The organism is Azospirillum brasilense (assembly GCF_005222205.1).
GTDB classification, from domain to species: domain Bacteria; phylum Pseudomonadota; class Alphaproteobacteria; order Azospirillales; family Azospirillaceae; genus Azospirillum; species Azospirillum brasilense_G.
The window spans coordinates 13,324-27,655 of sequence record NZ_CP032347.1 but is presented as its reverse complement, the minus strand read 5'-3'; the positions used below and the strand labels follow the sequence as shown (position 1 = coordinate 27,655).

General features: G+C 70.9%; 12 protein-coding genes. All 12 read right to left on the bottom strand.

Annotated features, from left to right (window positions below; translation table 11 throughout):
* Window positions 1–99: 99 nt before the first annotated feature.
* Entirely contained in the window at window positions 100–798 is a 699-nt protein-coding gene (locus D3869_RS22455) for a response regulator (protein ID WP_137142070.1), read from the bottom strand.
* Window positions 795–3,551 (bottom strand): sensor histidine kinase, encoded by a 2,757-nt coding sequence (locus D3869_RS22450; protein WP_137142069.1) that lies wholly within the window; start codon window positions 3,549–3,551, stop codon window positions 795–797. Before D3869_RS22450 ends, D3869_RS22455 begins: the two co-directional genes overlap by 4 nt.
* Window positions 3,552–3,652: 101 nt before the next feature.
* Window positions 3,653–4,261, bottom strand: a complete 609-nt coding sequence (locus tag D3869_RS22445; RefSeq protein ID WP_137142068.1) for a K(+)-transporting ATPase subunit C — start codon at window positions 4,259–4,261, stop codon at window positions 3,653–3,655.
* 10 nt (window positions 4,262–4,271) lie between these two features.
* The gene (gene kdpB / locus D3869_RS22440) at window positions 4,272–6,416 is read right to left on the bottom strand and encodes a potassium-transporting ATPase subunit KdpB (RefSeq protein ID WP_137142067.1); all 2,145 of its coding nucleotides are present in this window, start codon (window positions 6,414–6,416) and stop codon (window positions 4,272–4,274) included.
* Window positions 6,417–6,429: 13 nt separating this feature from the next.
* Entirely contained in the window at window positions 6,430–8,139 is a 1,710-nt protein-coding gene (gene kdpA, locus D3869_RS22435) for a potassium-transporting ATPase subunit KdpA (RefSeq protein ID WP_137142066.1), read from the bottom strand.
* Between the two features lie 10 nt (window positions 8,140–8,149).
* Window positions 8,150–8,239, bottom strand: a complete 90-nt coding sequence (gene kdpF / locus D3869_RS22430; protein WP_137142065.1) for a K(+)-transporting ATPase subunit F — start codon at window positions 8,237–8,239, stop codon at window positions 8,150–8,152.
* A gap of 399 nt (window positions 8,240–8,638) precedes the next feature.
* Window positions 8,639–9,349 carry a GntR family transcriptional regulator gene (locus D3869_RS22425; protein WP_247895978.1) on the bottom strand — a complete coding sequence of 237 codons (711 nt, stop codon included), beginning with the start codon at window positions 9,347–9,349 and terminating at the stop codon, window positions 8,639–8,641.
* A 64-nt stretch (window positions 9,350–9,413) separates the two neighbouring features.
* Window positions 9,414–10,460 carry an AbrB family transcriptional regulator gene (locus D3869_RS22420; protein ID WP_137142064.1) on the bottom strand — a complete coding sequence of 349 codons (1,047 nt, stop codon included), beginning with the start codon at window positions 10,458–10,460 and terminating at the stop codon, window positions 9,414–9,416.
* Window positions 10,461–10,554: 94 nt separating this feature from the next.
* Window positions 10,555–11,208 carry an isochorismatase family protein gene (locus tag D3869_RS22415; protein ID WP_035680138.1) on the bottom strand — a complete coding sequence of 218 codons (654 nt, stop codon included), beginning with the start codon at window positions 11,206–11,208 and terminating at the stop codon, window positions 10,555–10,557.
* Window positions 11,209–11,242: 34 nt separating this feature from the next.
* The gene (locus tag D3869_RS22410; RefSeq protein WP_137142063.1) at window positions 11,243–12,367 is read right to left on the bottom strand and encodes an ABC transporter ATP-binding protein; all 1,125 of its coding nucleotides are present in this window, start codon (window positions 12,365–12,367) and stop codon (window positions 11,243–11,245) included.
* Entirely contained in the window at window positions 12,364–13,437 is a 1,074-nt protein-coding gene (locus D3869_RS22405) for an ABC transporter ATP-binding protein (protein ID WP_282190187.1), read from the bottom strand. The genes D3869_RS22410 and D3869_RS22405 overlap by 4 nt, the downstream gene beginning before the upstream one ends.
* Before the next feature lie 11 nt (window positions 13,438–13,448).
* Window positions 13,449–14,330 (bottom strand): ABC transporter permease, encoded by an 882-nt coding sequence (locus D3869_RS22400; protein WP_137117366.1) that lies wholly within the window; start codon window positions 14,328–14,330, stop codon window positions 13,449–13,451.
* Between the last annotated feature and the right edge of the window lie 2 nt (window positions 14,331–14,332).

The following is a 14,332-nucleotide window of genomic DNA, read 5'->3' as shown; positions in this document are numbered from 1 at the left end:
GCTTGAAACAGCGGCCCTGGGGGTTCTGTCGCACGAATCCAACCACCGCGCAGCAGGTTTAGCGTGCAGCGGTGGGTTGCAACGGATGTGGGGGCGGGATCAATCCGGCGCGCGCAGCCGGTAGCCGACGCCGGTCTCGGTCAGGATGTGCGAGGGGCGCTCCGGCTCCGCCTCGATCTTCTGGCGGAGCTGGCGGATGTAGATGCGCAGATACTGCACGTCGGTGTCGGCCCCCCAGACCTCCTTCAGGATGAAGCGGTGGGTCAGCACCTTGCCGGCGTGGGCGACCAGCAGGCGCAGCAGGTCGTACTCGCGCGGCGACAGCTTCACCTCGGCGCCGCGCACCGTCACGATCCGCCGCACCAGATCGACGGCGAGGTCGCCGCTGCGGAACAGCGGGCGCTCCCCCTGCTGCTGCAGGCGGTGGCGCAGGGCGGCGCGGATGCGGGCGAGAAGCTCCTCCATGCCGAAGGGCTTGGTCACATAGTCGTCGGCGCCGAGGTCCAGCGCCTCCACCTTCCCCGCCTCGTCGGCGCGGCTGGACAGGACGATGATCGGGGCGGCCACCCCGTCGGCGCGCAGGCGGCGGATCACCTCCAGCCCGCCGATCCCCGGCAGGCCGAGGTCGAGCACGAGCAGGTCCGGCGGGCGCCGCCGCACCGCCTCCAGAGCGCCCGCCCCGTCCTCCGCCTCGGCGATGTCGTAGCCCTGGGCGGACAGGGTGGTGCGCAGGAAGCGGCGGATCGGCGGCTCGTCGTCCACCACCAGGACGCGCAGCGGCAGGGTGTCCGACCTCATGGCGTCATCTCCCCGATGCCCGGTTCCTCAAGGCCGGGCCCCTCAAGGCTTGGCAGGGCGGCGGCGGCGGGCATGGTCAGGGTGAAGACGGCGCCGGAGCGGCCCTTACGGTTGCCGGCGGCGATGGTGCCGCCCATCGCCTCGACGAAGCCGCGGCAGATCGCCAGCCCCAGCCCGGTCCCGGCGCGCTGCCGGTCCTGGGCCTGGACGCGGTAGAACTTGTCGAAGATGCGCTCGACATCCGCCGCCGGGATGCCGTCGCCCTCGTCCCGCACCTCGATGCGCACCCGACCGTCCTCCCGCGCCGCCCCGACCTCGATCCGCGAGCCTGTTGGCGCGTATTTGGCCGCGTTGTCCAGCAGATTGAAGAGAACCTGTTCGAACAGCACGTCGTCGGCCTCCAGCATCGGCAGGTCGGCGGCCAGATCGACGTCCACCCGGTGCCCGGCCAGGATGCGCCCCGCCCGCCCCAGCGCGCTGCCCACCGTCTCGGCCAGATCGACCGGGCCGGTGCGCGGGCGGATGGCTCCGGACTCCAGGCGTGTCATGTCCAGCAGGTTGGCGATGAAGCGGTTCAGCCGCTCCGCCTCCTCCTGGATGGTCGCGGCAAGGTCGCGGCGCGCCGCCTCGTCCATCCCGGCACCATAGGCGGTCAGGCTGGTCGCCGATCCCAGGATGGAGGCCAGCGGCGTCCGCAGGTCGTGGGAGATCGAGGTGAGCAGAGCCGAGCGCAGCCGCTCCGTCTCGGCGGCCAGACGGGCGCGGTCCACGTCCTCCGCCAGGGTGACGCGCTCGATGGCGAGAGCGGCCTGATCGGTCAGCGCGTCGAGCAGGCGGCGCTGGTCGGGAGTCAGCAGGGCGCCGGGCTTGCCGGTGCGGGCGGTGTCGGTGTCGATGCCGACCACCCCGACCGGGCCGCGCCCGGTGCGCAGGGGAAGGAACAGCCACTTGGCGCCGGGCAGCGTGTCCGAGCCGCGCCCGGCGGGCCGGTTGTTCTCCCAGGCCCAGACGGCGGCGGCGAGGTCGGCCTCGCGCAGTTCGTCCTCCGGCGGATAGCCGGCGCGGACGGACACGGTGTCGCCGTCGGGCAGCAGCAGGACCACATGCACCTTCAGCATCGCCGCGATCTGGTGGGCGGTCGCCCACAGCAGGTCGTCCATGGTGACCACCCCGGCCAGCTTGCGGCTGAAGCCGTAAAGATCCTCGGTCGTCTTGGCGCGCAGCCGGGCGGTGACGGCCTGGGCGCGCACGCGGGCGGTCAGGTTGCTGGCGATCACCGCGACCACCGCGAAGAAGAACAGCGCGACGATGTTCTCCGGATCGGCGATGGAGAAGGTGTAGAGCGGGTTCAGGAAAAAATAGTTGAAGGCCAGGATGCTGGCGACGCAGGCGTAGAGCGACGGCCCCAGCCCGCCGGTCACCGCGCTGGTCAGCACCGCCGTCAGGAACACGAGCGCGACGTTGCTGACGTCCAGCACCTGCTGAAGCACCTCCCCGACGCCCAGCGCCAGGGCGACGTAGCCGGTGGCGGCGGCGTAGGGCCACCAGGACAGCGCCGGGCGCCGGGGGGCCGCGGTGCGCACCGTCTTGGGCGGGATCGGCTCCTCGGCGTCGTCGGCGATGACGTGCACGCTGATTCCACCGGCCTGCCGGATCAGCCGGAAGGCGACGGAGCCGCGCAGCAGCTCCGCCCAGGGGCCGCGGTGGGACTTGGCGATGACGATGTGGGCGACGTTGTTGGCCCGCGCATACTCGACCACCGTGCCGGCGACGTCGCCGCCGGGGATGGTCACCGCCTCGCCGCCCAGCTTCTCGACCAGCCGCAGCGCGTCGGCGATGCGGTCGCGCTCGGCCTCGCTCAGGCGCAGGCTGCGCGGAGTCTCCACATGCAGCGCGGTCCAATGGGCGCGCAGCCGGTCGGCCTGACGCCGGGCGTAGCGGACGACGGCGGCGCAGGCCGGGTCCTCGTTCACGCAGACCAGCAGCCGCTCCCCCGCCGCCCAGGGGCCGGCGATGGCGTGGGCCTGCATGTGGGTGAGAAGCTGGTCGTCCACCCGCTGGGCGGTGCGGCGCAGCGCCAGCTCGCGCAGAGCCGTCAGGTTGCCGGGGGAGAAGTAATGGCGGATCGCCCGCTCGGCGGTGCGCGGAACATAGACCTTGCCGTCCTTCAGCCGCTGGATCAGGTCATCCGGCGTGATGTCGATGACCTCGATGTCGTCGGCGCGGTCGAGGATCGAGTCCGGCACCGTCTCGCGGACGCGGACGCGGGTGATCCGGGCGACGACGTCGTTCAGGCTCTCCACATGCTGGATGTTCATCGTCGTGTAGACGTCGATCCCGGCGGCGAGGATCTCCTCCACGTCGAGGTAGCGCTTGGCGTGCCGGCTGCCGGGGGCGTTCGTGTGGGCCAGCTCGTCCACCAGCACGATGGCCGGGCGGCGGGCGAGGATGGCGTCGAGGTCCATCTCGTCGAGCCGGCGGCCCTTGTACTCGACCTTGCGGCGGGGAAGGACCGTCAGGCCGGCGAGCAGCGCCTCGGTCTCGCGCCGGCCGTGGGTCTCGACCACGCCGACCACCACGTCCACCCCGTCGCGCCGCTTCGCCTGGGCGGTCAGCAGCATCTCGTAGGTCTTGCCGACGCCGGGGGCGGCGCCCAGGAACAGCTTCAGCCGCCCGCGCCCCTCCCGCGCCGCTTCGCGCAGGAGCGCTTCGGGCGAAGGCCGGGCGGTGGCGGCGGTTCGATCGTTCGGCATCGGGGGACGGCTTTCGGAACGGATCGACGGCCCCGCCCCCTCCCCCGCCCCGCAAGGGAGAGCGGACGGGAGAACGGACGTGGCCGCCTGTTGACCTTCAGCTAATGCGTCGCCGCGGCGGCGTCGAGGGCGAGATTGAGCCGCAGCACATTGACCACCGGCTCCCCCAACGGTCCGAGCAACGAGGGCTCGGTGTTCAGGGTGACCAGGGCGCGGACCTGGGCCTCCGTGATGCCGCGGGCGCGGGCGATTCGGGGGACCTGGAAGTCGGCGGCGGCGGGCGACAGGTGCGGGTCGAGGCCGCTGGCCGAGGTCGTCACCAGCTCGACCGGCACCGGGGCGTTGGGATTCTCGGCCTTCAGCCGCTCCGTCTCCTCCCGCACCCGGTCGGCCAGCGCCTGGGACGTCGGGCCGAGGTTGGAGCCGCCGGAGGCCGCGGCGTTGTAGGGCGCCGGCACGCTCTTCGACGGGTCGGCCGGGTCCGACCCCAGCGTGGCGGAGGGCCGGCCATGGAAATAGCCCTCCCCGGTGACGCTCTGGCCGATCAGGGCGGAGCCGACGACCGTCCCGTTCCGCTCGATCAGGCTGCCGTTGGCCTGATGCGGGAAGACAGCCTGGGCAATGCCGGTGACGGCCAGGGGGTAGATCAGCCCGGTCACCACGGTCAGCGCGGCGACCATGACGAGAGCGGGACGCAGTTCCTTGATCATGGCGGGCTCCTCACACAAGGCCGATGGCGTTGACGATCAGGTCGATCAGCTTGATCCCGACGAAGGGCACGATCAGGCCGCCCAGCCCGTAGATCAGCAGGTTCCGGCGCAGCAGCCGCGCCGCGCCCACCGCGCGGTAGGCGACGCCGCGCAGCGCCAGCGGGATCAGCGCGACGATGATCAGCGCGTTGAAGATGATCGCCGACAGGATGGCGCTTTCCGGGCTGGCCAGCCCCATCACGTTCAGGGCGCCAAGCTGCGGGTAGAAGGCCAGGAACATGGCGGGAATGATGGCGAAATACTTCGCCACGTCGTTGGCGATGGAGAAGGTGGTCAGCGCGCCGCGAGTCATCAGCAGCTGCTTGCCGATCTCCACGATCTCGATCAGCTTGGTCGGGTCGCTGTCCAGGTCCACCATGTTGCCGGCCTCGCGGGCGGCGACGGTGCCGGTGTTCATCGCCACGCCGACGTCGGCCTGGGCCAGCGCCGGGGCGTCGTTGGTGCCGTCGCCGCACATGGCGACCAGCTTGCCCCGCGCCTGCTCGTCGCGGATGAGCTGCAGCTTCATCTCCGGCGTCGCCTGGGCGAGGAAATCGTCCACCCCGGCCTCCGCCGCGATGGCGGCGGCGGTCATGGCGTTGTCGCCGGTGATCATCACCGTCTTGATGCCCATCTTGCGCAGCGCCGCGAAGCGCTCCCGGATGCCGCCCTTGACGATGTCCTTCAGATGGATGACGCCGAGCAGCCTGCCGTCGCGGGCGACGGCCAGCGGCGTGCCGCCGGACTTGGCGACGCGCTCCGCGATGGCCTGCACCTCGCGCACCGCCGCCTCCAGGACGGGATCAGGGCGCAGCCCGGTCACCGTGTTGCCGGTGACCGTGTTGCCTTGGCTGGCGATGCCCTGCCCGAGGGTCCGCACATGGGCCAGCACGGCGTCCACGGCACCCTTGCGGATCGTCACGCCGTCGCTGTCGATGCCGCTCAGCCGCGTCTGGGCGGTGAAGGGCACGAACTGGGCGTGCAGCCCGGCCATGTCGCGGGCGCGGATTCCGTACTTCTCCTTCGCCAGGACGGTGATGGAGCGGCCCTCCGGCGTCTCGTCGGCCAGCGAGGCGAGCTGGGCGGCGTCGGCGAGGTCGCGGTCGGCCACGCCGGAGATCGGCAGGAATTCCGACGCCTGCCGGTTGCCCAGCGTGATGGTGCCGGTCTTGTCGAGCAGCAGCGTGTCCACGTCGCCCGCCGCCTCGACCGCCCGGCCCGACATGGCTAGTACGTTGAAGCGGACCAGACGATCCATGCCGGCGATGCCGATGGCCGACAGCAGCGCGCCGATGGTGGTCGGGATCAGCGTGACGAACAGCGCCGCCAGCACCAGCACCCCGACCGACCCGCCGGCATAGGCGGCGAAGCTGGGGATGGTCGCCACGGCGATGACGAAGATGACCGTCATGCCGGCCAGCAGGATGTTCAGCGCGATCTCGTTCGGCGTCTTCTGCCGCTGCGCGCCTTCGACCAGCCCGATCATGCGGTCGAGGAAGGTGTTGCCCTGGGCCGCGGTGATCCGCACCTTGATCCAGTCGGAGATCACCTGCGTGCCGCCGGTCACCGCGGAGCGGTCGCCGCCGGATTCGCGGACGACCGGGGCGGATTCGCCGGTGATCGCCGCCTCGTTGACACTGGCCACGCCCTCCACCACCTCGCCGTCGGAGGGGATGAGGTCGCCGGCCTCCACCAGAACGAGGTCGCCGGGCTTGAGCGCGGTGGCCGGGACGCTTTCCCAGCCCGCGCCGGCCAGCCGCTTGGCGGTGGTTTCCGTGCGGGTGCGGCGCAGGCTGGCCGCCTGGGCCTTGCCACGGCCCTCCGCCACCGCCTCCGCGAAGTTGGCGAAGAGCAGGGTGAACCACAGCCACAGCACGATCTGCAGGGAGAAGCCGATTCCCCCGGCGCCTGTCAGCCCGGCGCCCGTCAGGAGGTCGCGCAGGAACAGCAGCGTGGTCAGCGCCGCCACCACCTCCACGCAGAACATCACCGGGTTGCGGGCCATCAGCCGCGGGTCGAGCTTGCGGACGGAGCCGGCGACGGCGGGCAGGAGGATGGCCGGGTCCAGCAGCGTGGAGGCCGGAGTCCGGGTGGCGGTTTTCGAATGGGTGTCCATGGAAGGTCCCCGGTCAGAAGAGGAGGCCGGCGCGCATCGCCAGATGCTCGGCCACCGGGCCGAGGGCGAGCGCCGGGAAGAAGGTCAGGCCGCCGACGATCAGGATGACGCCGGCCAGCAGCCCGACGAACAGGCCGCCATGGGTCGGGAAGGTGCCGGCCGAGGCCGCGCTGCGCGTCTTGGCGGCGAGCGAGCCGGCGACCGCCAGCATCGGCACGATGACCAGGAAGCGGCCCACCAGCATGCCGGCGGCGAGCGTCAGGTTGTACCAGAGCGTGTTGCCCGACAGCCCGCCGAAGGCGCTGCCGTTGTTGGCCGTCGCCGAGACGTAGGCGTAGAGCGCCTCCGAAAAACCGTGCGGGCCGGCGTTGGCGAGCGAGGCGAGGCCGGTGTCCAGCACCACGGCGAAGGCGGTGCCGCCCAGCATCATCAAGGGCAGGCAGAGGACGGCGAGCATGGTCATCTTGACCTCCTTCGCCTCCAGCTTCTTGCCCAGATACTCCGGCGTGCGCCCGACCATCAGCCCGGCGACGAACATGGTGACGATGGCGAACAGCAGCATGCCGTAGAGGCCGGCCCCGACGCCGCCGACGATGATCTCGCCCAGCATCATGTTGACCATCGGCACCATGCCGCCCAGAGGCATGAAGCTGTCGTGCATGGCGTTGACCGCGCCGCAGGAGGCTGCCGTGGTCACCGCGGCGAAGAGGGCGCTCATGGCGATGCCGAAGCGGGTCTCCTTGCCTTCCATGTTGCCGGCGGCACCGTCCAGCCCGAAGGCGGCGAAGGCCGGGTTGCCCTGGGCCTCCGCCCAATAGACGGCGGCGACGCCGACGAAGAACAGCAGGCCCATGGCAGCCAGGATGGCCCAGCCCTGCCGCTCGTCACCGGCCATGCGCCCGAACAGGTTGGTCAGCCCGGCGCCGATGGCGAAGATCGACAGCATCTGCACCAGATTGGTCAGGGCGTTCGGATTCTCGAAGGGATGGGCGGAGTTGGCGTTGAAGAAGCCGCCGCCGTTGGTGCCCAGCATCTTGATCGCCTCCTGCGAGGCGACGGGGCCGAGCGCGATGGTCTGCTTGACACCCTCCAGCGTGGTGGCGTCCACCGTCCCGGCCAGCGTCTGCGGCACGCCCTGCCACACCAGGAACAGAGCGTAGAGCAGGCTGAGCGGCAGCAGCAGGTAGAGCGTGCCGCGGGTCAGGTCGGTCCAGAAGTTGCCGACCGTCCGCGCCCCGGTGCGGGTGAAGCCGCGGACCAGCGCCACGGCCAGCGCGATGCCGGTCGCCGCCGACACGAAATTCTGCACGGTCAGCCCGGCCATCTGCACGAGATGGCTCATCGTGCTTTCGCCGCCGTAATTCTGCCAGTTGGTGTTGGTGACGAAGCTGGCGGCGGTGTTGAAGGCGAGATCGGCGGGCACCGCCGCCATGCCCGTGGGGTTCAGGGGCAGGACGCCTTGCAGGCGCTGCAGCGCGTAGAGCAGCAGCAGCCCGGCGACGTTGAACAGCAGCATGGCGACGGCGTAGGTCACCCAATGCTGTTCCGCCTTCGCGTCCACCCCGGCCAAACGGTAGAGCCCGCCCTCGACGGGGCCGAGCAGCGGCGAGAGCAGCGTGCGCTCCCCGTTGAACAGCCGCGTCATGTAGCCGCCGAGCGGGCGCGCCACGGCGGCCACGAGGGCGGCGAAGAGCAGGATGTGAATCCAGCCGCTGACGGTCATGGGAGTCTCCTCAGAACCGTTCGGGGCGGATCAGGGCGTACACGAGGTAGCCCAGCAGCCCGGCGGCGGCGAGGCCGCCGAGCGCGTAATCGACGAACATGGCCCGGTCCCCCTCACAAGCGGTCGCAGGCGTGCACATAGGCGATGGACGCGGCGAAGAAGGCCGCGGTGATCGCCAGCGCGATGATGTCCAGCATGGGTGCTCTCCGGGGCGCACCCGGGGGAACCGGGCGCGCGTCAGCGTGGATCGGATGCCGGCACGGCTGTGTCCGGCACGATCAGGCTGCGCCCGATGCGCGTATAGATTCGAGGGGGGTGGAGAGGGGCGTGGAATATAGGGCGCGTATACGGGGGGAAGGTAAGTGTTTGAAAGGGTGAGGTTTTTTCCCCCACCCCGGCCCTCCCCCGCTATCGCAGAGGAGGGAGAATCAAGTCCCCTCCCCTGCGATAGCGGGGGAGGGTTAGGGAGGGGGCACCGTCAGCGCAGCGACACGCCCCCTCACCCGCCCGGCGTTTCCTCCATCCGGCGGAGCAGCAAATCGCACGGGCCCTGGAGATGCTCGCGCATCAGGAACTCCACACGCCCGCTCTGGCGGCGGGCGATGGCGTCGAGGATGCGGCGGTGCTCCTCGTTGTACTGGCGCAGGGTGGGGCCGTCCTTTTCCATCTCGAGGACGTCGTAGATCTTCGGGACCCGATAGACGGTCTGGAAGGAGCGGTTGAACAGCCCGCTCGGCACCAGACCCATCAGGGTGGTGTGGAAGCGCTGGTTCAGCAGGCGCCACTGCTCCAGCGCCTCCCCCTCCAGCGGGCTGTCGCCGGCGATCAACGCCTCGGCGCGGTCGAGGCCGTTGCGCAGCGCCCGCTCCACGTCGAGCGGCAGGCCGCGCTCCGCCACGATGCGGCAGCCGTGCCCCTCCAGCAGGGCGCGCATCTCATAGCTTTCCAGAAGATCGCGCCGCGTGAACTGGCGCACCGTGTAGCCGCGGTTGGTCTCGTAGGTGACCAGCCCTTCCCGCTCGGCCGCCACCAGCGCCTCGCGGATCGGGGTCCGCGATACGCCGAACTGGGCGGCCAGTTCCGCCTCCTTCAGCTTGGTGCCGGGGAGCAGCTTGCCCTCCAGCACCCGGTTGCGCAGGGCGGTCATGATGGAGCCGACCTGTTCGGACCGGTAGGTCCCGGTCGCCTTCTCATCGCTGAACGGGGTCACGGTGTCCTCCGGCCGGGGCGTCGGGCGCCGGCGGTTGGAAAATTGTGGGGCAAGGGATTGCGTTCTATCGGCGGCGCAGGATTCGCACAAGCAGAACGCTCATCAGGATCGTCCCGAACAGCCGCAGCGTCTGCAGGGTGAGGATGAAGGGCACGTCGGCGGCGCTGCCCAGAGCCACCACCGTCACCGAATCCAGCCCGCCGGGGCTTGTCGCCAGATAGGCGGTCAGCGGGTCCTTGCCGGTCAGCGTGACCAGCAGCCAGGCGGAGCCGAGCGACATCGCCACCAGGCCGAAGGTGGACAGCAGCATCAGCGGCACCGACGCCACGAGATCGCGCAGCAGCTCCCGCCGGAAGCGCAGGCCGGTCGTCCAGCCGATGATCGTGAAGGCGACGGCGATCAGCCAGGACGGCGAATCCAGCACCACCAGCCCGGTCATGTTGAGCGTGCCGCCGAGCAGGATCGGTCCGAGCAGCGGCCCCGCCGGGAGCCGCGTCACGGTGCCGGCCCAGCCGCCGGCCAGCGCGACCGCCACCAGCGCCAGCGTCGAGGCGACGGAGGCCGATGGCGCGGGAACGGCGCCGGGAACGGCGATTGGCACGGGAACGCTGCCCAGCAGGAAATGGCAGACGAGCGAGGCCAGGACGACGACCACGATCACCCGCAGATACTGCATCACGGCGACGAAGCGCGGGTCGCCGCCGAAATCGCCGGCCATGGCGATCATCGCCGGGGCGGCGCCCGGCATGGTCCCCCACAGGGCGGTGCCGCCGGGAAAGCGGCCCGACCGCTCCAGCAGCCAGCCGACCAGCACCGCGCCGGCCAGCATCGTGGACAGCGCCATCAGCATGGGGAACCAGTGCAGCGCCACGTCGTGCAGGATGGTCACGTCCATGGACCGCGCGACGACGCCGCCCGTCAGCGCCTGGGCCAGCCAGGAGAAGCGCTTGGGCAGCTCGATGGAGGCGCCGCGCACCCCCAGCAGGATCGCCGCCGCCATCGGGCCGAGCAGCGTCGCGCCGGGAAGGCCGGCCACCATGAACAGGGCGGTGAACAGGAGGGTCGCCCCCACCAGCAGGCACCACTGGAGGGGATTGGAAAGGGACATCATGTCGGCAGATTGCTCAGGGGTGCGCCCGCCGGTCGGCCGCGGGCGCGCCACCGCTCCATACAGTTCGGATGGGGTGGAAGGAGGATGGGAGAAATCAGGCGGCCACGGCCTCGGCCTGCTTCTCGACGTAAGCCATCACCTCCGCCACCGGCAGCACGTCGCCGTACTTGGCGTTCATGTCGAACAGGGCGGAGTCGTGCGGGGACTGGTGGCGGTCGCCCACGCATTCGGCGGGGACGATGACGCGGAAGCCGTGGGACACCGCGTCCACCGCCGTCGCCCGCACGCAGCCGCTGGTGGAGCAGCCGGTGAGGATCACCGTGTCGCACTCCATCACGCGCAGCATGGTGCTGAGCGGCGTGCCGAAGAAGGCGGAGGAATGGTGCTTGACCAGCACGACGTCCTGCGGCTCCGGCGTCACGCGGGCGTCGAACTCGGCCAGCGGGTTGTCCGCGGTGAAGGCGCGCAGCGCCGGGATCTTCTTCACGAACATGCCGCCTTCGGTTCCGGCCGCGTCATAGACGACCTTGGTGTAGATGACCGGCAGGCCGGCGCGGCGGGCGGCGGCGTAGAGCGGCACGCTGGCGATCGTCGCGTCCACCACACCCTGGCCGAAGAAGGGGGCGCCGGGCTGGGTGTAGAAGTCGATGAAGTCGATGGAGATGATGGCGGCCTTCCGCCCGAAGCCGATCCGGTTCTGGAAGACGCCGGAATAGTTGTCCTTGAGTTCGTCGGTGACGCTGAACATTGGGGTGATCCTTAAGCCGATTGCAGGGGGCCGATTACAGGGTGATGGGACGGATGGGCGGATAGCCGATGTCCTGAAGGACCGCCGTGGCGACCTCGGACCGGGTTTCCGGTGTTTCGGGAAAGTGGCAGGCGACTTGGTCGGTGCCGCCGCAGGACCTAAGAGCGGGCTGGTCGATCAGGCAGGCGCGCGGCAGCAGGGCGTCGCCGCTGCGTTCGGTGGGCACGCCGCCCGCCGCGGCGACCAGCCGCGCCCGGTAGCAGCGCGGGTGGAAGCGGCAGCCCGGCGGCACGTTGGTGGCCGAGCCGATCTCCCCCATCGACACCGAGGTACGGCGGCGGTTGCGCATCCGCACGTCGGCGATGGGCACCGCCGCCAGCAGCGAGACGGTGTAGGGGTGCAGCGGCCGGCGGTAGAGGTTGTCGCGCTCCGCCATCTCCACGACCTTGCCGAGATACATCACGGCGATGCGGTGGCTGACGTGGCGGACCACCGCCAGATCGTGGGCGATGAACAGGTAGGACAGCCCGCGTTCCCGCTGGATGCGCTGGAGCAGGTTGATGATCTGCGCCTGGATCGACACGTCGAGCGCCGACACCGGCTCGTCCAGCACCAGGATTTTGGGGTCGAGCGTCAGGGCGCGGGCGATGCCGATGCGCTGGCGCTGGCCCCCGGAGAACTGGTGCGGGTAGCGGTCGGCGTGCGAGGGGTCGAGCCCGACGAGGCTCATCACCCCGGCGACCTTCTGCGGCCCGTCGCCGTCCCACAGCCCATGGACCTTCAACGGCTCGGCGATGCTCTGGCCGATGGTGACGCGAGGGTCGAGCGATCCGTAGGGGTCCTGGAAGACCATCTGGATGTCGCGCCGCATCGCCTGCATCTCGGCCTTGGACACGCCGGTCACGTCGCGCCCGTCGACCAGCAGCCGCCCGCTGGTCGGCTCGACCAGCCGCAGGGCGAGGCGGCCGAGCGTGCTCTTGCCGCTGCCGCTCTCGCCGACCAGCCCCAGCGTCTCGCCGGCGCGGATGGTCAGCGACACGCCGTCCACCGCCCGCACCGCCTTGCCGGCCTTCTTGAACAGGCCGCCGCGGCGGGTGAAGACGCGGGTGGCGTCGACGAGTTCCAGGGCCGAAGGCGGTGCGGAGAGGGTATCGCTCATCGGATGGCCTCCTTCCGGTCGGGCAGGTCTTCGTGGAAACAGGCGCTGCGGTGGCCGGACCGGTCGCCGGCCAGCGGCAGCGGCCGCCGGGTGCAGCAGTCCGCCCGCCCGTGGCCGACCGTGCAGCGCGGCTCGAAGGCGCAGCCGGGCGGCAGGCGGGCGACGTTGGGCGGCTGACCCTCGATGGCCGGAAGCTCCTCGTCCACCGGGCCGTCGAGGCGGGGGATGCTGCGGAACAGCGCGCGGGTGTAGGGGTGGCGGGGCCTGGTGAAGACCTCCTCCATGGAACCGGTCTCGACCAGCCGCCCGGCGTACATCACCGCCACGTCGTCGGCGTATTTGGCGACCAGCCCCAGATCGTGGGTGATCAGGACCAGCGCCATGCCGGTCTCCGCCTGGAGGTCGGCGAGCAGGTCGAGGATCTGCGCCTGCACCGTCACGTCGAGCGCCGTGGTCGGCTCGTCGGCGATCAGGATCTTGGGCGAGAGGGCGATGGCCATGGCGATCAGCACGCGCTGGCGCTGCCCGCCGCTGAGCTGGTGCGGGTAATCGTCCACCCGCCGGGCCGGGTCGGGGATCTGGACGCGGGCCAGCAGCTCGATGGCGCGGGCGCGGGCGGCGGCGCGGCCGATGCGCTGGTGCGCCCGCAGCACCTCGACGATCTGCTCGCCGATGGTGAAGACGGGGTTCAGCGCGGTCAGCGGGTCCTGGAAGATCATCGAAATGACCGCCCCGCGCAGGCGGCGCAGCCGCTCCGGCGGCTGGTGCAGGATGTCGGCGCCGTCGATCCGCACTTCGCCGCGGCGGACGCGGCCCGGTGCGGCGACGAGGCCCAGCGCCGACAGGAAGGTCATCGACTTGCCCGATCCGGACTCGCCGACCACCGCCAGCGTGCCGCCGGCCCGCACGGCGAGCGACACGCCGTCGATGACGGTGACCGGTCCGTCGTCGCCGGGAAAGACCGTGGTCAGGTCACGCAGCTCCAGCGCGACCGGGCGGGGGGCCGTGGCGGAGGCGATGGGAGCCGCCGGGGCCACGGGATGAAGGTTGGGCATGGCCTTGTTTGGCATGGGGGGCATTCTCACAGCACGCGTCCGGAGGAGCGGCGCATCTGCGGGTCGAGCGTGTCGCGCAGGCCGTCCCCCAGCAGGTTCAGGGCGACCACCATCACCGCGATGCAGATGCCCGCCGACAGCGAGATCAGCGGGTTGGAGGCCAGGAAGCTCTGGCCGTCGGCGATCACGTTGCCCCAGGTCGGGGCCGGCGGCTGGACGCCGAGGCCGAGGAAGCTCAGGCCCGCTTCGGCCAGGATGGCGGTGGCGGCGCTGACCGTGGCGACCACGATCACCGGCGGCAGGCTGTTCGGCACGACGTGCAGGAAGAGCAGCCGCATCGTGCCCATGCCGATGGCCCGCGACGCCTCGACGTAGGTGCGCGGCTTGATCGTCAGGACGACCGCCCGCATCACCGCGGCGACCCGCGGCGTGAAGGCCAGCGCCACGGCGATGATGACCGACTCCAGCGAGGAGCCGCGCGCGGCCACCAGGGCGAGCGCCAGCAGGAAGCCGGGGAAGGCCAGCAGGATGTCGATGATCGAGACGGTGACCCGCTCGACCCAGCCGCCGAAGAAACCGGCGACCGCGCCGATCACCATCCCCAGCGACAGCGAGAGCGCCATCACCGCGACGGCGACCTGGAGCGAGATGCGGGTGCCCCAGATCAGGCGGGACAGCACGTCGCGCCCGAACTGGTCGGTGCCCAGGAGATGCGCGGCCGAGGGCGGGGCCAGCGTGTTGGCGAGGTCGGTCTCAAGCGGCGACATCGGGGCGATCCAGGGGGCCGCCACCGCCACGATCAGCAGCAGGGTCAGCAGGATCACGCCGATCAGGAAGCCCGGATGGCGGAAATAGCGCATCAGGGACGACCGCCGCGGCGACGCGGCAAGGGTTGCTGTGGCTGCCATGG